The organism is Gordonia sp. SGD-V-85 (assembly GCF_001456905.1).
Classification (GTDB): Bacteria; Actinomycetota; Actinomycetes; order Mycobacteriales; family Mycobacteriaceae; genus Gordonia; species Gordonia hongkongensis.
Genome location: NZ_LNQO01000034.1, coordinates 1 through 25,378 on the forward strand (window position 1 = coordinate 1; position 25,378 = coordinate 25,378).

A 25,378-nucleotide genomic window follows, 5' to 3' on the forward strand; every position below is an offset into this window, starting at 1 on the left:
TGGTGGCGGCGTTGCCGGGCAACGAGGTCCACAATCTGTACGGTCCGACCGAGGCGGCGGTGGACGTGACCGCTCATCAGGTGCGGGCGGGGGAGGCGTCGGTGCCGATCGGCGTCCCCGTGCCCAATACTGCTGTACGAGTTCTGGATTCGCGCCTGCACCGGGTGCCGGTCGGCGTACCCGGTGAGCTGTACCTGTCGGGTGTCCAGCTGGCGCGGGGATACGCGTCGCGCCCCGATCTCACTGCGGATCGCTTCGTCGCCGATCCGTACGCCGCGCCGGGCGGCCGGATGTACCGGACCGGTGACCTCGTCCGCTGGAATGCGCGTGGCCAGTTGGAATACCTGGGCCGCACGGACTTCCAGGTGAAGCTCCGCGGCCAGCGACTCGAGCTCGGCGAGGTCGAGACGGTTCTGGCGTCCGTACCGGGAGTGGTCCACGCCGCCGCGACGGTGGCCGAGTCGCCTCGCTCGGGACAGCATCTGGTGGCATACTTCGCTCCCGACACCGTGTCTACGGACGCGGTCAAGGCGGCTGTGGTCCGGGAACTGCCGGAGTACATGCGTCCCACGGTGTGGATGCCGCTGCCCGACATCGCCCTCAACAGCTCGGGCAAGATCGACCGGAAATCCCTGCCGCAGCCGCACTTCGGCAGCAGCGAGACCGTCGCTCCCACCACCCCCGTCGAGGAGTCGGTGGCCGCTGTCTTCGCCGATGTCCTCGGTGTCGACCGGGTGGGCGTGACCGACAGCTTCTTCGACCTCGGCGGCAACTCGCTGTCGGCGATGCGCCTGGCCGCGCGCGTCGGCGACGTGCTCGGCACCGAGATCACGGTCCGGGACCTCTTCGATGCGCCGAACGTCCGTGACCTTATCGCGGCCGGTTCGCAGCATGCCGACGGACGCGCCCCGATCGTCGCGGTGTCGCCTCGCCCCGAACGCATCCCGCTGTCGTTCGCACAGCAGCGCATGTGGTTCATCAACCAGTTCGATCCGAGTCTGCCCACCTACAACATCCCGGCGGTCGTCCGGATGTCGGGCCGACTCGACGTCGAGGCCCTGCGCGCGGCGATCGCCGACGTGGTGGTCCGGCACGAGGTGCTGCGGACGACGTTCCCGCAGGATGCCGAGGGCCCACACCAGGTGATCGCCGATGCCGACGAGGTGCCGGCGCATCTCGACTTCTCGCTCGTGCGCACCCAGGGCGACTTCGAGGCCGAGGTGTCCCGCGGCTTCGACGTCGCCGCCCAGTGGCCGGTCCGCGCGTGCCTGTGGCAGGTCGACGCCGACGACCACGTTCTGGGACTCGTGACCCATCACATCGCCTCGGACGGCGAGTCGCTGCAGCCGCTCGTCGCCGACATGGTGACGGCCTACGTCGCGCGCAGCGCCGGGGAGACCCCGACGTTCGTCCCGCTCGAGGTGCAGTTCGCCGACTTCGCGATCTGGCAGCACGAGGAGCTCGGTTCGTCCGCCGATCCGGAGTCCGTCCTCGGCCGGCAGCTGGCCCACTGGACCGGTCGCCTGGCCGGCCTTCCCGACGTGCTGGAGCTTCCGGCCGACCGCCCGCGCCCGGCGATCGCCACCGCCCGGGGCGCTCGGATCGGCTTCGAGATCCCGGCCGAGGTCGCCGACGCGGTGGCGGACGCCGCCCGCGCGCACGGGGTCACCCCGTTCATGGTCGTGCACGCCGCCCTCGCGGTGCTCCTCGCGCGCCTCTCGGCCACCGACGACATCGCGATCGCGACGCCGGTCGCCGGTCGCGGGTCGCGGGTGCTCGATCCGCTCGTCGGCATGTTCGTCAACACGCTCGTGCTGCGCTCACGCGTGGTCCCCGGCATGACGGTCGACGAGTTGCTGGCCCAGGTCCGCACCACCGATCTCGACGCGTTCACCAACGCCGACCTCCCGTTCGAGACCCTCGTCGAACACCTCGATCCCATCCGGTCCGAGGCGTTCGCCCCGCTCGCCCAGGTCATGTTGACCATGGACCAGTCGCTGCTGTCCGGGGCCGCACTGCCGGTCGACGGCAGCGGTTCCGCCGAACTGCCGGAACTCGCCGGGCTGTCCATCACGCCCGTCGATCCGCCACAGGTCTCGGCGCAACTCGACCTGGCCGTTGCCGTTGCGGCCGACGTCCCCGGCCGCGCCTGGTCGGGCACGATGATCTACGCGCAGGACCTGTTCGACCCCGAGACGGTGACCGAACTCGCGACCCGGCTGGTGTCGGTGCTGAGCGATCTCGCCGTCGCCGGGCGCCGATCCCGTGCGGTGGGCGATCTGGCACTGGTCTCCGCCGCCGACCGCGCGCGCGTCGCCGAGTGGTCCGTGGGGCCGTCGGCGACCTTCGGCCGGTCGGTGATCGCCGAGGCGGTGGCCGACGGTGTCGCCGCACACGCGGCACAGATCGCGGTGCGGTTCGCCGACCGTGAGGTCACCTACCGTGAATTCGGTTCACGCGTCGCCGATCTCGCGCGTGTACTGATCGGATCCGGAGTGGGTCCGGACGTCGCCGTCGGTGTCTGCATCGACCGGTCGGTGGAGATGGTCGTCGCCGTGCACGCCGTCCTCGCCGCCGGTGGCCAGTACGTTCCCATCGATCCCGGAGCGCCCACCGACCGCGTCGAGTACATGGTCGACACCGCGCAGGCGCGGATTGTGCTGGTGGCCGCAGGAACCCGGCCGCCCGCGATCGACGGCCTCGGCGACCGCGTGCAGGTCGTCGAGGTGGACACCTCGACGCCGCCGACGGATGCCGCGCCGGTCTCCGATGCCGAGCGTCTGGCGCCGTTGCGCGGCGATCACGCCGCATACACGCTCTTCACCTCCGGCTCGACCGGCCGCCCCAAGGGCGTGACGGTGTCGCATGCCGCCGTGATGAACCGCCTCTGGTGGGGGCTCGGGGAGTTCCCCTGGGCCATCGGTGACCGTGTCGTGCAGAAAACGCCGTACACGTTCGACGTCTCGGTCCCGGAACTGTTCGGCCCGTTGCTGACCGGCGCGACGATGGTCGTGGCGCGGCCCGGCGGACACACCGACCCGGAGTATCTGGCGGACCTGATCGTCGACACCCGGGCCACCTCCGTTCACTTCGTGCCCTCGATGATGTCGATCTTCCTCGACCTCGTCCCGGACGCGCGGTTCGCCGAGTTCTCGTCGCTCCGTTGGGTGTTCGCGTCCGGCGAGGCGCTGCCCCCGGCCGTCGTCGCCCGGCTGCACGCCCTGCTGCCGCAGGTGCAGATCGTCAACCTCTTCGGTCCGACCGAGGCGGCGGTCGAGGTCGCCGTCGCGGACGTGACCTCGGCCCCCACGCTGATCCCGATCGGCGTGCCGGTGGCGAACACGTCCACCTGGGTCCTCGACGCCCGGCTGCGGCCGGTGCCTGCCGGTGTCCCGGGTGAGCTCTACCTCGGTGGCGTACAGCTGGCGCGCGGTTACGCGGCGCGCCCCGACCTGTCCGCCGAGCGTTTCGTCGCCGACCCCTTCGGCGCGCCGGGCTCCCGGTTGTACCGCACCGGCGACCTGGTGCGGTGGCAGGCCGACGGCTCGCTGGAATACTTGGGCCGCACCGACTTCCAGGTGAAGTTGCGTGGCCAGCGCATCGAACTCGGCGAGATCGAGTCGGTGATCGCTGCCGTCGACGGCGTCGTGCACACCGCCGTGACGGTCGCCAAGGCCCCGACCGGCGCCGACCATCTGGTCGGTTACGTGGCACCGGAGGACGTCGACCTCGACTCGGTCAAGGCGGCCGTGGCGGCGGAGCTGCCGGAGTACATGCGACCGACGGTCTGGGTGACGGTTCCGTTCCTGGAGCTGAACACCGCGGGCAAGATCGACCGGAAGGCGTTGCCCGAACCCGACTTCGGCGTGCACACCGAGGACTATGTGGCGCCGGCGAGCTCGACCGAGGAAACGCTGGCCGCGATCGTCGCGCACCTGATCGGTGTCGACCGCGTCTCGGTCACCGAGTCGTTCTTCGCTCTGGGTGGCGACTCGATCATGTCGATTCAGCTGGCCTCGGCGGCGCGTGCCGCCGGTCTCGACCTGTCCCCGCGCGAGATCTTCGAACTCCGCACGATCCGGGCGATGGCCGCGACGGCCGACAACGGTGCCGCACGCCTGGAGATGCTCGAGGAGAGCGAACCGGCCGGCGTCGGCCAGGTCACGGTGTCGCCGGTCGTCCACTGGATGATCGAGCATTCCCAGGAGCCGGCCGACTTCGCCGACTTCGTCCAGGCTGCCGTGCTGCTGGCGCCGGAGGACCTCGACGTCGCGCAGATGAGCGATCTGCTCGCCGCGGTCGTCGCTGCGCATCCGATGCTCACCGCGACGCTGATCGAGACCGAAGACGGCTGGCAGTCGGTCGCGGGCCACGGCTTCGACGCGACCGAGGCCGTCATCGGCGTCACGAGCACCGCGCCGATCGGCACCGCCGGGTTCGACGCCGATCTGCGCGCCGCGTTCCGGACCATCTCGGCCACGCTGGATCCGGCGACCGGCCGTCTCGCGCGTGCCGCGGTCGTCCGGGACCCCGGCGGCGCCGGACGCGTGCTCGTCGTGATCCACCACCTCGGCGTCGACGCCGTGTCGTGGCCGGTCCTGATCGAGGACCTGGTCACCGGCTGGGCCCAGCTGTCCAGTGGTCGCGACATCGATCTGCGAGCGGAACAGACGAGTGCCCTGGCCTGGACCAATGCTCTTGCGGCGCGGACTGATTCGTGGTCGGGACAGGTCGGCCACTGGCTCGACCGGCTGCCTGCCCGGCCCACCTCGCTGGGCGTCGAGCTGGACCGGGACCGAGACCGTATGTCCACCGAACGCCTCGTCTCCGTCGAGATCGACGCCGACGTCACGGCGGCGGTGCTGACCTCGGTGCCCGAGGCATTCGGGGGCAACGTCAACGACGTTCTCCTGGGGGCGTTCGCACGCGCCGTCCGGTCGTGGCAGACCCATCGCGAGGTCGCCGACACCGCACCGGTCACGGTCCTCACCGAGGGGCACGGGCGATACGAAGAGGTACTCGCCACCGGGCCGTCGCCGCGCCGCGCCGACCTGTCCCGGTCGGTGGGCTGGTTCACCACGCTGGTCCCGGTGTCCCTCGACCCGGGCGAGGACGTCGTGCACGCGGTCAAGGCGGCCAAGGAGGAACGACTGGCCCAGCCGGACAACGGCATCGGGTTCGGCTGGTTGCGGTACGGGCCCGGAGCCGACGCCGAACTCGCGTCACGACCGCTGCCGACCATCTCGTTCAACTACTTCGGCGCAGGCAGCGGGGCCGCTGCCGCCCAGACCGACGCCCTGCCGTTCACCAACGCGCCCGACGCGCCGGTCCTCGGCTCGTCCGCGTCCGGCGCGATGGTGTCGCTGGCCGCGCTCGGTGTCACCGTCACCACGTCGCACGACGCGGACGGCAGGCGAAAGCTGGTGGCCGGGGCCAACTTCCCGGATGCGCTCTTCACCGAGGACGAGATCGACGCGCTGTTCGGACTGTGGGCGCACGAGCTGTCGGCCGTCGTCGACCTGGTCCGGGCGGGCACGTCGATCGGACTGTCGCCGTCTGACGTGCCGGGCACCGAACTCACCCAACACGAACTCGACGCACTGGCGGCGTCCCACCCGGGCGCGGACATCTGGCCGCTGACGCCGTTGCAGCGGGGACTGCACTTCCAGGCCGAGCTCGCGCAGGGCGGTATCTCCGAAGGCGCCGTCGATGTCTATGTGACGCAGGCGATCCTGACGCTGGGCGGTGATGTGGATGTGACGTCGCTCCAGCGCGCGGCGCAGGCACTGTTCACCCACCACCGCGTGCTGCGATCGGGATATGTGCGCACTGCGGGTGGAACCGTCGTCGCGGTCGTGCCACCGTCGGTGGAAATCCCGTGGGACGTCGTGGACCGCAGTACGCCGGTCGCCGGCGCAGCACCCGAAGACCTCGACACGGTCGTCGCGGAACTCGCCGATGCACAACGGATCCGTCCGTTCGACCTCGCGTCGCCGCCACTCGTCCGCTTCGTGGTGGTCCGTGGACCGGACACCACCCGGGTCATCGTCACCAACCACCACATCATCCTGGACGGATGGTCCGGCCCGCTGGTTCTCGCTGATCTGTTGTCCCTGTACGCAACCGGGCAGACATATACGGGACAGGTTGCCCGGACCACCCAGGACTTCGCCGACTACCTGCGCCGTATCAACGGGACCGATCAGGCAGCCGGTGTGGCTGCCTGGGCGCACATCCTCGCCGACGTGGACGAACCGACGCTGGTCGCCCCGGGCGTCGAGGCCACCGCGGACACGCTCCCGCAGCGGCATGACGTGGTGGTCGATGCTCGCGTCGCCTCGGCGGTCGACGCGCTCACGCGCGACCACGGCATCACCACGGCGACCGCGCTGCAGGTGGCATGGGCGATCCTGCTGTCGCGGCTGACGGGCAACCGGGTGGTCACGTTCGGCGAAACCGTCTCGGGGCGGCCGTCGGATCTCGATGGAGTCGAGTCGATGGTCGGCCTGTTCATCAACACGCTGCCCGCGGTCGTCGACGTCGATCCGCAGTCCTCGGTTCTGGACATCCTCGCCGACGTACAGGCGAAGAAGGTGACGGTCCTCGATCACCAACACCTGGGGTTGTCCGACATCCTCTCGTCGGTCACGTCACCGGTGGCGTTCGACACGCTCGCGGTGCATGAGTCGTACCCGGTCGACGTCGAATCGATCTCCGAGGTGGACACCGGCCAAGGGGTCAGTTTGCTCGATGTCGAGACCACCGACGCAACGCACTACCCCCTGAGCTTCGTGACCTCGCGCCGGGGGGACGAGATAGTTCTCGGTCTCTCCTATCTGCCCTCTGCCTTCGACGACGCCCAGATCCGGGTGTTCACCGAGGCGCTGGCGCAGATCCTGGCCGCGATGGCGCAGCATCCGGACACGCTGTCCGCCGACATCGCTTTCGCGGACGCATCGCTGCTCGACACGGTGCGTACCTGGTCGGTCGGTCGGTCGGTCGCCGTTGCCGAACGGTCGCTCGCCGACGCCGTCGTGGCCCAGACTGCGGCCACGCCTGATGATGTCGCGATCGTGTTCGAGGACCGCACCGTCTCCTACGCCGAGTTCGGCGCCCGGGTCTCGGCTCTGGCGCGGGACCTGGTCGCGGCCGGAGCGGGCCCCGACGTGGCAGTGGGTGTCTGCATCGATCGTTCGGTCGAGATGGTGGTCGCCGCCCACGCCGTGGTCGCCGCCGGCGGTCAGTACGTCCCCATCGACACCGGCGCACCGGCGGACCGGGTGGCGTACATGGTCGACACCGCAGGTGTCCGAGTGGTGCTCGTCGCTGCGGGGGAGTCCCCGACCGGTCTCGCCGGGACGGCCGACCGCGTACGCGTGATCGAGGTGGACTGCTCGGCCGCAGTGGATCCCTCGACCCAGCAGATCTCCGACTCCGATCGGGTCCGACCGATTCGACCCGATGACGCCGCCTACACGCTGTTCACCTCCGGCTCGACCGGCCGGCCCAAGGGGGTGACCGTCCCACACTCCGCGGTCATGAACTTCATGGCCTGGCGAGGTTCGTTGGTGCCGGACGCGTCTGAGCAGATCACCCTTCTCAAGGCCCCGTACACGTTCGATGCCTCGGTGTGGGAGATGTTCTGGCCGTTGATGACGGGCGGTCGAGTGGTCGTCGCCGCGCCGGGCGGACACGCGGATCCCCGGTACCTGCGAGACCTCATCGGTCGGCATGGTGTGACCGCGGTGCAATTCGTTCCCTCGATGCTCGCGGTGTACCTGGAGTTGGCCGACGACGAGTCCGGCAGCACGTCCCTCCGGCACCTGTTCACCGGTGGCGAGGCACTGTCGGACTCCCTGGCCGCGAATCTGCACCGCACCTCCCCGGACGTGCGTCTGCTGAATCAGTACGGTCCGACCGAGACCACCGTGGATCTCACCACGACGCACGTCGTGCCGGGCGAGTCCGTCACCATGGGTCGTCCGGGCTGGAACACCACGACCTGGGTCCTCGACTCCCGTTTGCGGCCGGTACCGGCCGGAATCGCGGGTGAGCTGTACCTCGGCGGCGCGCAGGTCGCTCGCGGATATGCGGGACAGCCCGGTCTGACGGCAGAACGGTTCATCGCAGATCCCTTCGCCGACAACGGTGCGCGGCTCTACCGCACCGGCGACCTCGTGCGCTGGAACACCTCCGGCGAACTCGAGTACCTCGGGCGCACCGACTTCCAGGTCAAGCTGCGCGGGCAGCGGATCGAGCTCGGCGAGATCGAATCCGTGCTGATGTCGGTACCCGGCGTGGTGCACGCGGCGGCGACGGTCGTCGACGACCAGCTGATCGGTTACGTGGCACCTGCATCCGTCGATCTGGATGCAGTCAAGGACGTCGTCGCCGGTGCTCTCCCGGAGTACATGCGTCCCAGCGTCTGGATGCCGTTGGACGCCATGCCGCTGAACACCGCGGGTAAGGTCGCCCGTCGCGAGCTCCCCGCGCCGGAGATCCGCTTCGACGATTTCGTGGCGCCGAAGAACGCAGCCGAGCGCCGCGTCGCCGACATCGTGGCCGAGGTCCTCGGCGTCGACGAAGTCGGTGTCACAGCGTCCTTCTTCGAGATGGGCGGCAACTCCCTGTCGGCGACTCGTGTCATCGCGAGGGTCGGCGACGCCCTGGGCGTCGAGGTGTCGGTGCGTGACCTCTTCGAGTCGCCGACCGTACGGGAACTCGTCGCCCGGCTGTCAGGTCGTGGCGCCGGCGTGGCCCCGGTGGTCGCCGTCTCCCCGAGACCGGAACTGATTCCGCTGTCGTTCGCGCAGCAGCGCATCTGGTTCCTGAACCGTTTCGAGCCGGGGTCGGCAACGCACAACCTCCCGGCCGTGCTGCGTCTGTCGGGTGATCTCGACGCCGATGTCCTGCACAGCGCGCTGGTCGACGTCGTCCGACGGCACGAGGTGCTGCGGACGACCTTCCCCGATCAGGCCGGCGTGCCCTATCAGCTCATCCATCCCGAGGCATCGGTCGCCGATGGGCTCGACTGGGGTATCGCCGGTTCCCAGGACGAGCTCGTCGCAGCCGTGACCGCCGGCTTCGATGTCACGACCCAGTGGCCCATCCGTGTCCGCCTCTGGCGCGCCGCGGCCGGGGAGCATGTGCTCGCCATCGTGTTGCACCACATCGGCGCCGACGGGGAGTCGATGGCGCCGTTCGTCTCCGATCTCGTTGCCGCGTACGGCGCCCGCGTCGTCGGCGAGGCTCCCGGTTTCGTGCCGCTAACGGTGCAGTTCGCCGATTTCGCGATCTGGCAACACTCCGTGCTCGGCTCCGCGGACGACCCGGAATCGGTTGTCGGACGTCAATTGGCCTACTGGACTGCACAGTTGGCCGGTCTGCCGGATGTGCTCGAGCTGCCGGCGGATCGGCCGCGTCCGGCGGTCGCGTCGGGCCGGGGTGACCGGTACGACGTGGGAATCCCGGCTGAGATCGGTGCGCGTGTCGCAGAGGTGGCACGCGGGGCCGATGTGACGCCGTTCATGGTGGTGCACACGGCGCTCGCAGTGTTGTTGGCTCGGTTGTCGGCCACCGACGACATCGCGATCGCCACCCCGATCGCCGGTCGTGGACAGGCGGTGCTCGATCCGCTCGTCGGCATGTTCGTCAACACCTTGGTGCTGCGCACCGCGGTCGACGGTGCCCAGCCGTTCGACCGTCTGCTCGCGCAGGTCCGCGACACCGATCTCAACGCCTTCGCGCATGCCGACGTCCCGTTCGAGACCCTGGTCGATCGTCTCAATCCGGTTCGCTCCGAGGCGTTTTCACCATTGGCGCAGGTGACCTTCTCGTTCGATCCGGCGGCCTCGGCCGCCGAGGCGCTCGGGGACGCCGGCGGGTTGACGGTCACACCGTACGGCGAGGTCGCGGTCACCGCGCAGACCGACCTGTGGATCACGGTGACGTCCGGGGCGGCCGGCCAGGACTGGGGGCTGTCGATCATCTACGCGACCGACCTCTTCGAGGAAGCGACCGTCGTCGAGTTCGCCGACCGCTTCACCCGCTTGCTCGCCGCGTTGACCGCGGCTCCGGGAACCGCAGTGGGCGACGCGCCCTTCGTCGCGCCGGCGACGGTGGCCGAGATCGAGACCGCCGAATGGGGCGATCCCGTGGAGTTGCCCGCCGTGCAGACGGTCAGTGACGCCGTGGCCGCGCAGGCCCGACGCACGCCCGACGCGACCGCGCTCGTCTTCGGTGAGCGTGAGGTGTCCTACGCGGAGTTCTCGGCCCGGGTCAACACGCTCGCCCGTGCCCTGATCGCCGCCGGGGTCGGTCCCGATGTCGCTGTGGCGCTGTGTGTTCCGCGATCGGTCGAGATGATGGTGGCCATCCATGCCGTCGTCGCCGCCGGTGGTCAGTACGTACCCGTCGACGTGGCCGCACCCGCGGACCGCGTTCGCTACATGTACGAGACCGCCGGTGCGCGAGTGCTGCTGGTCGCCGACGCGGACGGGGTACCCGGCGCGGTGAACGCCGCGCACGAGGCCGGGGTCCGTGTCATGACCGTCGACGCCTCGGCACAGCTGGACGTCGACGCGGCGTCCGCCGCCCCGGTGTCCGACGACGAGCGACTCGCGCCGCTGCGCCCGGACGATGCGGCATACACCCTCTTCACCTCCGGGTCGACCGGACGTCCGAAGGGTGTGACCCTCTCACACGCGGCCGTGCTCAACCGCCTGTGGTGGGGCCTGGACGCGCTGCCGATCGGCCCCGACGACGTCGTGATGCAGAAGACGCCGTACACCTTCGACTGCTCGGTGCCGGAACTGTTCGCGCCGTTGGCGATCGGCGCGCGCGTGGTCGTCCTCGCCGACGGTGGTCACCTCAATCCGCGGCAGGTGGCCGACGAGATCGCCCGCACCGGCACGACGATGGTGCACTTCGTGCCGTCCATGCTCTCGGTGTTCCTCGAGGTCGTCGACCGCGAACAGCTCGCCGCGCTCGACACCCTCCGGATCGTCTCGACCACGGGTGAGGCGTTGCCGCCTGCGGTCGCGGCACCGGTGCGCGAACTGTGGCCGGATGCCTGGTTCTTCAACCTGTACGGCCCGACCGAGGCCGCGGTGGAGATCACGTTCGAGCGGATTCACTCCGTCGCCGCGGATGATCCGACGGTGCCCATCGGCGTTCCGGTCTGGAATTCGTCTGCAGTGGTGTTGGATTCGCGGTTGCGCCGGGTCCCTCCCGGCGTGCCCGGCGAGCTCTACCTCGGCGGGGTCCAACTCGCCCGCGGTTACGCCGCCCGCCCGGACCTCACTGCCGAGAGATTCGTCGCCGACCCGTACGGCGAGCCGGGCTCGCGTCTGTACCGCACCGGCGACCTGGTGCGCCGCCGTCCCGATGGCGTGCTGGAGTATCTCGGCCGCACCGACTTCCAGGTCAAGCTGCGCGGACAGCGCATCGAACTCGGTGAGATCGAAGCGGTCATCGCGTCGGCGCCCGGCGTCGTGCACGCTGCGGCGACGGTGGCCACGGCGCCCGGTGGCGGCGAACACCTCGTCGGTTACGTGGCGGGGGTCCCGGGCGATCGTCTCGACATCGACGCGGTGAAGTCCGTTGTCGCGGCGTCGCTCCCGGAGTACATGCGGCCCAGCGTGTGGATGCCCGTCGAGGACATCGCGCTGAACACCGCAGGCAAGATCGACCGTCGTGCACTGCCTGAGCCGGTGTTCTCCGCCGGTGAGTACGTCGAGCCCGCCGATGAGTCGGAGGCCGCGGTGGCGGCCGTGTTCGCCGACGTCCTCGGCCTCGACCGCGTGAGCGTCACCGACTCCTTCTTCGACCTCGGTGGCAACTCGCTGTCGGCGATGCGGTTGGCCGCGCGCGTCGGTGAGGTCACCGGCAGCGAGATCTCGGTCCGCGACCTGTTCGACGCGCCGAGCGTGCGGGAACTGGCCCGTGCCAGCGCCGATCTCGACGCAGCCCGGGCGCCCATCGTCGCGGTCAGTCCGCGTCCGGAACGCATCCCGCTGGCCTTTGCGCAGCAACGGATGTGGTTCGTCAACCAAGCCGATACCACGTCGCCGGCCTACAACATCCCGGTGGTGCTGCGTCTGTCCGGTTCCCTCGACGAAGACGCTCTGCACGCCGCCCTGATCGACGTGGTATCGCGCCACGAGTCGCTGCGGACCACGTTCCCGTCCGCCGACGGCACGCCGTATCAGAAGATCAACCGCGCGACCTCGGTCGCCGCGCGTCTGGACTGGGATGTGGTCTCCTCGCAAGAGGAGATCGAGGCCGCGGTGTCGGCCGGCTTCGACGTCTCGCGCGACTGGCCGATCCGCGCCCGGATCTGGGAGGTGGCGCCGGATGAGCACGTGTTCGCGGTCGTCACCCACCACATCGCCTCCGACGGTGAGTCGATGATGCCCCTGGTGAGCGATGTCGTCACCGCTTATCTGGCCGAAACCGCCGATGCCGACCCGGATTTCGCAGATCTCGAGGTCCAGTTCGCCGACTTCGCGATCTGGCAGCACGACGTGCTCGGCTCGCCCGACGATCCGGAATCCGTTGTCGGTCGCCAGCTCGCCTACTGGGTCGAGCGGTTGGCCGGTCTGCCGGACGTGATCGACGTGCCCACCGACCGGCCCCGCCCGGCTCGTGCCAGCCAGCGCGGCGGACGCGCCTCCTTCACCGTGCCGGCCGAGGTCGGTGACCGGATCGCGCGCGTCGCGCAGGACACCGGCGCCACACCCTTCATGGTCGTGCACGCGGCGTTGGCCGCGCTGCTCTCGCGCCTGTCGGCGACCGACGACATCGCGATCGGCACCCCGGTCGCGGGTCGAGGTCAACGCGTGCTCGATCCGCTGATCGGAATGTTCGTCAACACGCTCGTGCTGCGCACCAGCGTCGACCTCGACCGCGGCTTCGCCGATCTGCTCGAGGCCACCAGGGAGGCCGATCTCGGCGCGTTCGCGAATGCCGATGTGCCTTTCGAGATCGTCGTCGATGCCGCCGGTGCCCAGCGGTCGGCGGCCTTCGCTCCGTTCACCCAGGTCTGGCTCACCTTCGACCAATCCACCCTGCCGGAGCTCGCCGGCGCCGACCTGTCGGTGGGAGAGGTCGCCGGCCTCCAGGTGAGTGCGGTGGACACCGGTCAGACCCCGGCGCGCGTCGACCTGCTCATCGGGATGACCCAGCCCGGCCGCGGCGAGGAGTGGGCGGGCACCATCACCTACGCCACGGACCTGTTTGACGAGTCGACCGCGGTCCGCCTGGGCGAGCAGCTCGTCGGACTGCTGACCGAGGCCGTGGACGATCCCCGGACCCCGCTGCGGCAGATCACCCTCGGCGACACGATGTCGCTGGCCGAACTCGCCCGCGCCGCAGCGCAACCCGAGCCGGAGCGCACAACGGTGTCGATCGCCGACTCCGACGCGGTCGTCACCGGGGGACCGGGAACCGAGCCGGTCGTCCTGGGCGATCTGTTCGCCCGGGCCGCCGCGAAGTGGGGTCCGCGTCAGGCCGTCGTCGACGCCGACAACGTCTGGCTGTCCTACGCCGATCTCGACGCGCGGTCGAACCGCCTGGCGCGCTGGATGATCGGTCAGGGCATCGGCCCGGAGAAGCTGGTCGCTCTGGCGATCGGCCGCTCCGCGCAGTTGCTCGTCGCGATCTGGGCGGTCGCCAAGACCGGTGGTGGGTATGTGCCGATCGACCCGGACTATCCCGCCGAACGGGTGGCGAACATGGTCGAGGACTCGGGTGCGATCCTGGGCCTGGCCGTCCAGGCGTCGGGAACCCTTCCCGGGGAACGCTTCTCGTGGCTCCGTCTCGACGACGCCACGCTGTCCGCCGAGATCGAGACACTGTCCGACGCGCCGATCACCGCAGCGGATCGTCGTGGGCCGGTGCGGGTGGACAACGTCGCCTACGTGATCTACACCTCGGGCTCCACCGGGCGACCGAAGGGTGTCGCCGTGACCCACTCCGGCCTCGCGAACTTCGCCGCGGAGGAGATTCGCCGGTCGGGTGCCGACGAGTACTCGCGGGTGCTCGGCTTCGCCTCGCCCAGCTTCGACGCGTCGGTGCTCGAGTACCTGCTCGCGATCGTGTCCGGCGGCGTGCTGATCTACCGCCCCGCCGACGCCGTCGGCGGCCCGCCGCTGCAGGACCTCATGATGCGGCAGGCGATCACCCACACGTTCCTGACGCCGACCGTGCTCGCGACCATCGAACCGCAGGCCGTCCCGGCCCTCCGGGTCGTCTACGCCGGTGGCGAGGCCGTGCCGCAGGCGCTCAAGGACAGCTGGGCGCCGTTCCGGCGGATCCAGAACCTCTACGGCCCCACCGAGACCACGATCGGCGTGACCATCAGTGCGCCGATGGCGGTGGGCGAGCCGGTTTCGCTCGGCGGCCCGCTCGCCGGCGTGGGCCTGATGGTGCTCGACGCGCAGTTGCGTCCGGTCCCCATCGGGGTCGCAGGTGAGCTGTATGTCAACGGCGGCGCGCTGTCGCGCGGATACCTCGACCGTCCGGGCCTGACCGCCGATCGGTTCGTGGCGAACCCGCACGGTCACCCGGGTGACCGGATGTATCGCACCGGCGACATCGTGCGCTGGAAGCAGGATTCCGCCGGCGCCCCGGTCATCGAGTACTCCGGGCGCAGCGACGACCAGGTGAAGCTGCGCGGTCTGCGCATCGAACTCGGTGAGATCGAGGCAGTTCTCGCCGAGCATCCGGCGGTCCGCTCGGCCGTGGTCGTCGGTGTCGGCGGTTCGGTCGCCACCGCACTGGCCGCCTACGTGGTCACCACCGGGGCCGAGGTCGATCCGGCAGAGCTGAGAGCATTTGTCGGCGAACGACTTCCGGCGCACATGGTGCCGGCATCGGTGGCGGTGCTCGACGAGCTCCCGCTCACCCCGGTCGGCAAGCTCGACAAGGCGGCGCTCCCCGCACCGGTGATCGAGGTCGGTGAGATCGTGGCACCGGAGACCGACCAAGAAGTCGCGGTCGCCGCGGTGTTCGCCGAGGTCCTGGGCATCGACCAGGTCAGCGTGACCGAGTCCTTCTTCGACCTCGGTGGCAACTCGCTGTCGGCGACGCGCGTCGCCGCCCGGGTGGGCGAGGTGCTCGGCGTCGAGACCTCGGTGCGCGACCTGTTCGAGGCCCCGACGGTGCGTGCGCTGGTGGGCGAGGTGTCCGGACACGCGGAGGCGCTGCCCCCGATCGTCGCGAATGCCGAACGGCCGGAACTCGTCCCGCTGTCGTTCGCACAGCAGCGGATGTGGTTCATCAACCAGTTCGATCCGTCGCTGCCGACCTACAACATCCCGGTGGTGTTGCAGGTGACCGGGCCTCTGGACACCGACGCACTGCACCAGGCGATGGCCGACGTGGTGGGGCGCCATGAGGTCCTGCGCACCACCTTCCCGTCCGTCGAGGGGGCGGCGTATCAGCTGATCCACCCGCGCGAGCAGATCGCCGAACGCCTCGACTGGGACATCGTGGCGGATCAGCACGAACTGGAAAGCGCGATCGTCGCGGGCTTCGACGTGAGCGCCGACTGGCCGGTCCGTGCGCGGGTCTGGCCGGTCGAGCCGGGGCGATCCGTGGTCGCAGTGGTCGTCCATCACATCGCCGCCGACGGCGAGTCGATGAATCCGCTCCTGGCCGACGTGATGAACGCCTACGACGCGCGGGTCGCCGGGCGGGCACCCGACTTCGAACCGCTCGAGGTCCAGTTCGCCGACTTCGCGCTCTGGCAGCACGAGGTCCTCGGCGACGGGTCCGACCAGGACTCGGTCATCGGCGCCCAGTTGTCCTACTGGACAACCAAACTCGCAGATCTGCCCGAGGTGCTCACGCTGCCGTTCGATCGGCCGCGGCCGCTCGTCGCCTCGCAGCGGGGCGGCCGGGTCGGTGCGGCGATACCCGCCGAGATCGGTGACCGCGTACGCGATCTCGCCCGTGAGGCCGACGCGACTCCGTTCATCGTGGTGCATGCGGCGCTCGCGGTACTGCTGGCGCGTCTGTCGGCGGGGGAGGACGTGGCGATCGCGACGCCGGTGGCGGGCCGCGGCCAGCGTGTCCTCGACCCGCTGGTCGGTATGTTCGTCAACACCCTCGTCCTCCGCGCGCAGATCGCTCCGTCGATGACGTTCGCCGAACTCCTCGAGCAGGCGCGCGAGACCGATCTCGAGGCCTTCGCCAACGCCGATGTCGCCTTCGAGATGCTCGTCGAGCGACTCAACCCCGTGCGGTCGGAGGCGTTCGCACCACTCGCGCAGGTGATGTTGACCTTCGGTCAGACGGCGATCCCCGAGATGGGAGCCGATACGGCCCCGGCGTCCGTCGCCGGCCTCGACATCGAACCGATGGTGCCTGCGGACCCGCCGGCGAAACTCGACCTGACCGTCGGTGTCACCGTCCCCGAGGGCGACGGCGACTGGCCGCTCGAGTTCGTGTTCGCCCGGGACCTGTTCGACGAGGACACCGTCGCTCAACTGGCCCGCAGGTTCGTCGCGCTTCTCGATCAGCTGACGGCGCGGACCGAGGCACCGGTGGCCGAGGCGGTGCTCCTCGAGCCCGCCGAGGTCGAAGAGATACTGCGACGATCGCGCGGTGCCGAGATCGCCGTCCCGGCGGAATCGGTGGCCGATGCGCTCTGGTTTCGCGGGGCGCGGTCGCTCGACTCGATCGCGCTGACCTTCGCCGACCGTGAGCTGACCTACCGTGAATTCGGTGCTCGCGTCGCCGATCTCGCCCGGGAACTCCTCGGGCTGGGGGTTGGACCCGATGTCGCGGTGGCGATCTGCATCGATCGCGGTGTGGAGATGGTCGTGGCGGTCCACGCGGTGACCGCGGCGGGTGGCCGGTACGTGCCCATCGACACCGCGGCCCCGGGCGACCGCGTGCGCTACATGGTCGAGACCGCGGGCGCGCGGGTCCTCCTCGTCGGACCGCGGCCCGTGGCGGCCGACCTGTCCGGTCTCGACGACGGGATCCAGCGTGTCGTCGTCGATTCGACCCGCGACATCGATCCGTCGACACCGCCGGTCACCGACGCCGAACGTGTCCGGCCGATCCGCGGTGACGATGCGCTGTACACGCTCTTCACCTCCGGCTCGACCGGACGACCCAAGGGCGTGACCGTCTCCCACGCCGCGGTGGCCAACCGGTTGTGGTGGGGACTCGACGAGTATCCCTGGACCGTGGGTGACCGGATCATCCAGAAGACGCCGTACACCTTCGACGTCTCGGTGCCGGAGCTGTTCGCGCCGTTGCTGACCGGTGCGACGATGGTGATCGCCGAACCGGGCGGCCATGCCGATCCGCTCTACATCGCCGACCTGATCGCGTCCAGCGGTGCCACCTCGGTGCATTTCGTCCCGTCGATGCTGTCGGTGTTCCTCGATGTCGTGCCGGCCGAGACGATCTCGCGCCTGGGTACGCTCCGCTGGCTGTTCGCCTCCGGTGAGGCGCTGCCGCCCGCGGTGGTGGCCCGTGCCCACGAGCTGCTGCCCCACGTCCGGATCGTGAACCTGTTCGGTCCCACCGAGGCGGCGGTCGAGGTGGCCTACGCCGACGTGACCCGGGCACCGTCGATCGTGCCGATCGGCGTGCCGGTGTGGAACACGACCACCCATGTGCTCGACGCGCGTCTGAACCCGGTCCCGACGGGAGTTCCGGGCGAGCTGTATCTCGGTGGCGACCAGGTGGCCCGCGGGTACGCCGCGCAACCGGGACTGTCCGCCGAACGCTTCGTGGCCGACCCGTTCGGCCGGCCCGGCTCGCGGCTCTACCGCACCGGCGACCTCGTGCGGTGGAACACCGACGGGGAGATCGAATACCTCGGCCGCACCGACTTCCAGGTGAAGCTGCGCGGCCAGCGCATCGAGCTCGGTGAGATCGAGTCCGTCGTGGCGGCCGCGCCCGGGGTCGTACACGCCGCGGTGACGGTGGCCGACGCGCCGGGCGGCGGACAGCATCTGGTCGCCTATGTCGCGCCGTCGACCGTGGACCTCGAGGTCCTGCGGGACGCGGTGACCCGGGCACTCCCGGAGTACATGCGTCCTACGCTGTGGATGCCGATCGACGAGGTGGTGCTGAACAGCGCGGGCAAGCTCGACCGCCGCGCCCTGCCCGCCCCCGACTTCGCGGGGCTCGACGCCGATCACGTCGCGCCCGCCAACGCGACGGAGGAGACCCTGGCGACCATCGTGGCGGGTCTGCTCGGACTGGACCGGGTCTCGGTCACCCAGTCGTTCTTCGCGCTCGGCGGTGACTCGATCATGTCGATCCAGCTCGCCTCGGCGGTTCGCGCCGCCGGGTTCACCCTGACACCGCGAGACATCTTCGAGCAACGGACCATTCGGGCGATGGCCCGCGTGGTCGCCGGGGAGGCGCACCGTCTGCCCGCTCTCGACGAACCCGCGGGCGGCGGGCACGGCGACCTGCCGCTGCTGCCGGTGACGTCATGGATGATCGAACACTCCACGGACGCATCTGATTTCGCGGACTTCTCGCAGTACCGGGTGCTCCACGCGCCGGCGGGTCTCACCGTGGACGCGTTGTCGGAGTTGCTGTCCGAGCTCATCGCGGTGCACCCGATGCTGTCCGCGCGTCTCACCCGGAGCGATGACCGCTGGCGATTGGTCGCTGGATCGGATGAGAACGCCGGTGGTCCGAGCGCGGCGCCCTATGTGTTCGCACGCTCCTCGGTCGCACCGGTGGGCAGTCCCGGCCACGACGCGGATCTTCGTGCCGCACATGCCGAGGCACTGGCTCGCCTCGATCCGTCGGCCGGTGTGCTCGTCGCGGCGGGCATCGTCACCGACGTCGACGGCGTCGGCCGGGTGGTCCTGGCGATCCACCATCTCGGTGTCGACGCGGTGTCCTGGCCGATCCTCGTCGAGGATCTGGTCACCGGATGGGCGCAGCGGGCATCGGAGCAGCCGATCGCGCTGCGTGCCGAGGCGACGTCCGAGCGGGCGTGGGCCCACGCGGTGGGCGCACAGGCCGACCGGCGCTCCGCCGAGCTGCCGTACTGGCTCGACCGGCTCCCGGCCCGGCCCACCGATCTCGGGATCGACTTCGACGCGTCGCGGGACCGGTTCGGCACCGAGGTGTCGGTGGTCCACGCATTCGACGCGCAGGTGACCGAGGCGGCGCTGACCTCGGTGCCGGAAGCGTTCCGCGGCAACGCCAACGACGTCCTGCTCGGTACGTTCGCACGTGCGGTGCGGGCGTGGCAGGCCGCGCGCGGTATCGCCGACGTCGCACCCGTCACGGTCCTGGTGGAGGGCCACGGGCGCAAGGACGAGATCGTCACCGCCGACGGTGAACGAGCAGTCGACCTGTCCCGCACGGTCGGCTGGTTCACCACCATCGCCCCGGTCGCTGTCGATCCGTCCACCGACGTCACCCATGCGGTGAAGTCGGCCAAGGAGGAACGTCTCGGGCAACCCGACGGCGGTCTCGGCTTCGGTGCGCTGCGTTACGGCGCCGACACCGAGCTGTCGCAGCGTCCGCTGCCGAGCATCGGTTTCAACTTCTTCGGTGCCGGACGCGCGGGACGCCCCGCGGCGGAACCCGCGCCCGACGTCATCCCGTTCACCGGTGCGCCCGGCGCGCCGGGGATGCCGCCGTCGGTGTCTGGTGCGATGGTCGCGCTGAACCCGTTGAGCGTCAACGTCGGAACGCGAAGCGACGGCGAGACCCGGCGCCTCACGGCAAACTTCACGTTCCCGTCGGCTCTGTTCGGGACCGACGACATCACGGCGCTCGCCGAGTTGTGGGCCGCCGAGCTCACCGCACTCGCCGAGCACGTCGCGGTCGTCGGTGACCCGGGCCGGTCGCCGTCGGACGTGCCCGGTACGCCCGTCACCCAGACCGAACTCGACGCGCTCGCGGTGCGGTTCCCGGGTGCGGACGTCTGGCCGCTCACGCCGCTGCAGGCCGGTCTGTACTTCCAGTCGCAGATGGCTGCGCAGAACACCGCGGGAGCCGACGGTGTCGCTCCCACGGGCTCCGACAATGTGGACGTCTACGTCACGCAGGCGGTGCTGCATCTCGGCGGTGAGGTCGACCGGGCGCGATTGCGTTCGGCGGCCGAGGAACTCGTCGCACATCATCGTGTGCTGCGCAGCGGGTATGTGCGCACGGCGGGCGGGGCCCTGGTGGCCGTCGTACCCCCGCGCGTCGACCTGCCGTGGTCCGAGGTGTCCCTGGAACCCGACCTCGACGGTGACGAGGCAGCGCGACGAGTGCGCGAGATCGCCGACACCGAACGGATCGAACCGTTCGATCTCGCGGCGCCGCCGCTGGTGCGGTTCGTGAGCGTCGAGCACGGCTCCGGATCCGACACGACGCTGAGCCTGATCGTGACCAACCATCACATCCTGCTCGACGGCTGGTCCGGTCCGCTGGTTCTCGCCGACCTGCTCGCGCTCTACGCCGGGGTGGGTCCGTACACGGCAACCATTTCCGCGGACTCCGACTTCGGCGACCACGTCCGGCGGGTCGCCGCCGCCGACCCGGCCGCGGGTCTCGCCGCCTGGCGGGATGTGCTGGCGCCGCTGGCGGAGCCGACGCTGGTGTCCGGCGCCGAGGAGGCCACGACCACGTCGTTGCCGCGTGACCACGAGGAGTGGATCGACGCCGAGACGACGGCGGCGATCAACCGGCTGGCGCGCGAACGCGGTGTCACGGTCAGCACGATCCTGCAGTTCGCCTGGGCGGTGCTGCTGTCGCGCATGACCGGCAACCAGGTGGTCGCCTTCGGCGAGACCGTGTCGGGGCGCCCGTCGGACCTCGACGGTGTCGAGGGCATGGTCGGCCTGTTCATCAACACGGTCCCGAGCGTCGTCGACGTCGACCCGGCTGCCCCGATCGGCGACGTGCTCGCCGCGATGCAGGCCGACAAGGTCGCAGTCCTCGACCACCAGCACGTCGGTCTCGCCGACCTCACCGCGCTTGCGGGGATCGGTGCGCTCTTCGACACGCTGACCGTGTTCGAGTCGTTCCCGGTGGACTCCGACTCGCTGTCCACGGCGGACACGTCGCTGGCCGGCGGTCTGCAGATCGTCGGCGTGGACGCCGGCGACTCGACGCACTATCCGCTCAACCTCGCGTCGTCACCGTCCGGTGACCGCCTGCTGCTGAAGCTCAAGTACCTCCCGTCGGCCTTCGCCGACGACCAGGTGGGGGTGTTCGGCGCGGCGCTGCGCGAGATCCTGCGGACGACCGTCGACGATGCGGATTCGCCGACCTCGTCGATCGCGCTCCTCGACGCCGCGGCAGCTGCCGAGCTCACGCCGGTGAACGGTCCGGCGGCGCCGGAACCGCGTCTGCTGGGCGAGGTGTTCGCCGACTTCGCGGCCGCGCACGCGGGGATCGTCGCGGTCACCGACGGCGACGGCGCGTCGCTCACCTACGCCGAGCTCGACGAGCGCTCGAACCGGCTCGCGCGGTGGATGATCGGCCGCGGGATCGGCGTGGACTCGGTCGTGGGGCTGGCGCTCGGTCGCACCGTCGACCGGCTGGCGGGGCAATGGGCCCTGGCGAAGCTGGGCGCGGCGTACCTGTCCATCGACCCGACGCTGCCCGCCGACCGCATCGCGCACATGGTCACCGATTCCGGTGTGCGTCTGGTGATCGCGTCGGCATCGGGAAGTCCGGAACAGGGCGGCCCGGGGCCGGAAGCGGGTGCCCGCGGTGACGTCGAATGGATCGACGTGTCCGCCGTCGCCGACGCCATGCGTGGCATCGAGGGTACCGCCCTCGCGCCGGGCGAGCTGGTGGGTACCCCGCGTCTGGATGCACTCGCCTATGTCATCTACACCTCCGGGTCGACCGGTGTGCCCAAGGGCGTGGCGGTCACCCAGCGCGGTGCGCACGCCTTCGCCGTCGCCGAGGCGCACCGGTTCGGCATCGATCCGGGTTCGCGGGTACTCGGTTACGCCTCACCGAGTTTCGATGCCTCGGTGCTGGAGTGGCTGCTGGCCTCGACCTCGGGTTCGACGCTGGTGTACCGGCCGGACGACATCGTCGGTGGCGAGGCGCTGACCGCCTTCCTCCGCGAGCACGAACTGACGCACGTGTTCCTCACACCGAGTGTGCTGGCGACCGTCGAACCCGACGACCTGCCCGCACTGCGGATGCTGGCCTCGGGTGGCGAGGCGGTCTCCACCGCTCTCGTCCGCACCTGGGCGGGCCGCGTCGCGTTCCACAACGCGTACGGGCCGACGGAGACGTCGGTGGCGGTCACCATCAGCGGTCCGCTCGATCCGGATGGACCGGTGACCATCGGCGCGCCCGTGCCGGGTACCGGTCTGCTGGTCCTCGACCAGCGCCTGGCGCCGGTACCCGTCGGGATGGCCGGCGAGCTGTACGCCACCGGCGTCTCGCTGGCACGCGGTTACCTCGGGCGCCCGCAACTGACCGCCGAACGGTTCGTGGCGTCCCCGTTCGGGGTGCCCGGCGATCGCATGTACCGCACGGGCGACCGTGTCCGGTGGGTGCGCTCGGCGTCTGGCGAGCTCGAGCTCGAGTACCTCGGACGGTCGGACGACCAGGTGAAGCTGCGCGGCCTGCGCATCGAACTCGGCGAGATCGAGAACGCGCTGACCTCGCATCCGGCGGTGAAGACCGCGGTGGTGCTCGGGGTCGGCGGGTCGGTCGCGTCGTCGTTGGCCGCCTACGTGGTGTCGGCGTCGGAGGCGCCTGCCGTCGACGTCGGCGAGCTGCGCGACCATCTCGCGGATCAGTTGCCCACGTACATGATCCCGGCGACGATCACGGTCCTCGACGCCCTGCCGCTCACCCCGACGGGCAAGCTGGACAAGCGGGCCCTGCCCGCCCCGGAGATCGCGGCGGACGACCTCGTGGCCCCGGAGACCGCGGCCGAGGCGCGCGTCGTGGCCGTCTTCGCCGACCTGCTGGGCGTCGACGCGGTGTCAGTGACGGGTGACTTCTTCGCCCTCGGCGGCAACTCGCTGTCGGCGACCCGACTGGCCGCACGCGTCGGCGACGCGTTGAACGCCGACATCGGCGTCCGGGACGTGTTCGAGTCGCCCACCCCGCGGGCCCTGGCCGCTCTCGGAGAACACCGCGGCGGGTTGCGCGCTCCCGTGATCCGGGTCGAGCCCAGACCGGCGGAGATCCCGCTGTCGTTCGCGCAGCAGCGGATCTGGTTCATCAACCGCCTCGACCCGGCGTCGGCGGCGTACAACCTGCCGATCGGTGTCGAACTCGGCGGCGAGCTCGACGTCGAGGCCCTGAGCGCGGCGATCGGCGACGTCGTCGCCCGGCAAGAGATCCTGCGGACCACCTTCCCCGCCGTCGACGGCCGGCCGACGCAGGTCGTCCACGACGCCGACGGTCCGGCCGCGCTGCCCCGGCTCGTCGAATGTGCCTCGGAGGCCGCGCTTCTCGACGCGCTGTCGGTCGGTTTCGACGTCACCACCGAGGTGCCCGTCCGGATCCGGTTGTGGCAACGCGGCGAGGGTTCGTGGGTCCTGCTCGCGGTACTGCATCACATCGTCGGTGACGGTGAGTCCATGCGGCCCTTGATGGCCGACGTCGTGACCGCCTACCGCGACCGTGCCGCCGGCCGGGTCCCGGAACTGCCGCCGCTGCCGGTCCAGTTCGCCGACTACGCACTGTGGCAGCAACGCGAGCTCGGGGCGGTCGACGACCCGACGTCGGTGGTCGGCCGGCAACTGTCGTACTGGCTGCGTCAGCTCGCCGGGGTTCCCGATGTGCTGGAACTGCCCGCCGACCGCCCGCGCCCGACCGTGGCGTCGATGCGGGGTGCGCGGGTGGACTTCGAGATCCCACACGACGTCGCGACGCGGATCTCAGCGCTGGCGCGCGACCGCGGGATGACGCCGTTCATGGTGGTGCACGCGGGCCTGTCGGTGCTGCTCGCCCGGGTCACCGCGACCGACGACATCGCGGTGGCCACGCCCATCGCGGGTCGCGGACGCGCCGAGATCGACCAACTGATCGGCATGTTCGTCAACACCCTGGTCCTGCGGGCCGAGGTCGACCCGTCGATGAGCTTCGCCGAACTGCTCGAGGACACCCGGGTCGTCGACCTCGACGCCTTCACCAACGCCGACGTGCCGTTCGAGACACTGGTCGAACGTCTGAACCCGACCCGGTCGAGGGCGTTCTCGCCGCTGGCACAGGTCATGCTCACGCTGACCAACGCCGGCAGCGGTTCACCGGTGCTCGAGGCGGAGGGGCTGCGGGTCGCGCCACTCGAGTCGCCGGTCACGTCCGCCCAGCTCGACCTGACGGTCGCGGTGGTCGCCCGTCCGGACCGGTCCTGGTCGGCGTCGATGGTGTACGCCACGGACCTGTTCGACGAGGGGACCGTCGAACTGCTCGCGCAGCGCCTGGTTACGCTCCTCGACGGGCTCACCGCCCGACCGGATGCCGCGGTCGGGGAGTGTCCGCTCGTGACGCCCGCGGAACGTGATCGCGTGCTGGCGTGGTCGGCGGGTGCCGCGACGCGGCCGACCGGCGCCACCCTGCCGGGCATCGTCGGATCCCGGCAGTCCGGTGCGGGGGAGCCGGGAGTCGGCGAGAACGGTGTGGCCGGCCGCGAGGTCGGGTACAACGGTCGCGGTGGGGACGAGAGTCGCTACGGTGACGATGGTTCCGACAGTGGTCCCGGTGGGGATGACTGAGCGGAGAGAACACCCGGGGCGCAGCGAACACACGGGGGGAATGGGGAACGCAGGACGAGACGGCAGGCGACGAGGCGAGATGGAGGCCCAACGGTGACCGATGTGGTGCATGTGGCGACGAGGTCCGACGTACCGGCCATCGTGTTCGGTTCGCGTCGCGTCAGCTACGCCGAGTTCGGTGCACGGGTCGACTCACTGGCCCGTCATCTGATCTCCATCGGTGTCGGACCCGACGTCGCCGTCGCGGTCGCCATCCCGCGGTCGGTCGAGCTTCTCGTCGCCATCCACGGCGTCGTCGCGGCGGGCGGTCACTACGTTCCGCTCGACATCGACGCGCCGTCTGACCGCACCCGGTACATGCTCGACACCGCGGACGCCCGGCTGGCCCTCGTCGCCGCCGATTCCGCCGTCGAACTGCCGGCGGACGTCACCGCGGTCGTGGTCGACACGACCACCGAGGTCGACCTCGCCACCGCGCCGGTCACCGACGACGAACGGCTCGCGCCCCTGCAGCCCGCCGATGCGGCGTACACGTTGTTCACCTCGGGGTCGACGGGTCGTCCGAAGGGTGTGACGGTGTCGCATGCGGCGATCGTGAACCGTCTGGAGTGGATGCGGGACTGGTATTCGATCAAGGACTCGGATGTCTTCGTGCAGAAGACGCCGGTGACGTTCGATGTGTCGGTGTGGGAGTT

Annotated in this window: 2 protein-coding genes; both read left to right on the forward strand. The window is 70.4% G+C overall.

Annotated elements, in window-relative coordinates:
- Positions 1-24,683, forward strand: a 24,683-nt coding sequence (locus AS181_RS23510; protein ID WP_139114268.1) for a non-ribosomal peptide synthase/polyketide synthase, incomplete at its 5' end; no start/stop codon positions are given.
- 93 nt (positions 24,684-24,776) lie between these two features.
- Positions 24,777-25,378: AMP-binding protein (locus AS181_RS23515; RefSeq protein WP_139114269.1), on the forward strand; the 602-nt coding region annotated here is incomplete at its 3' end.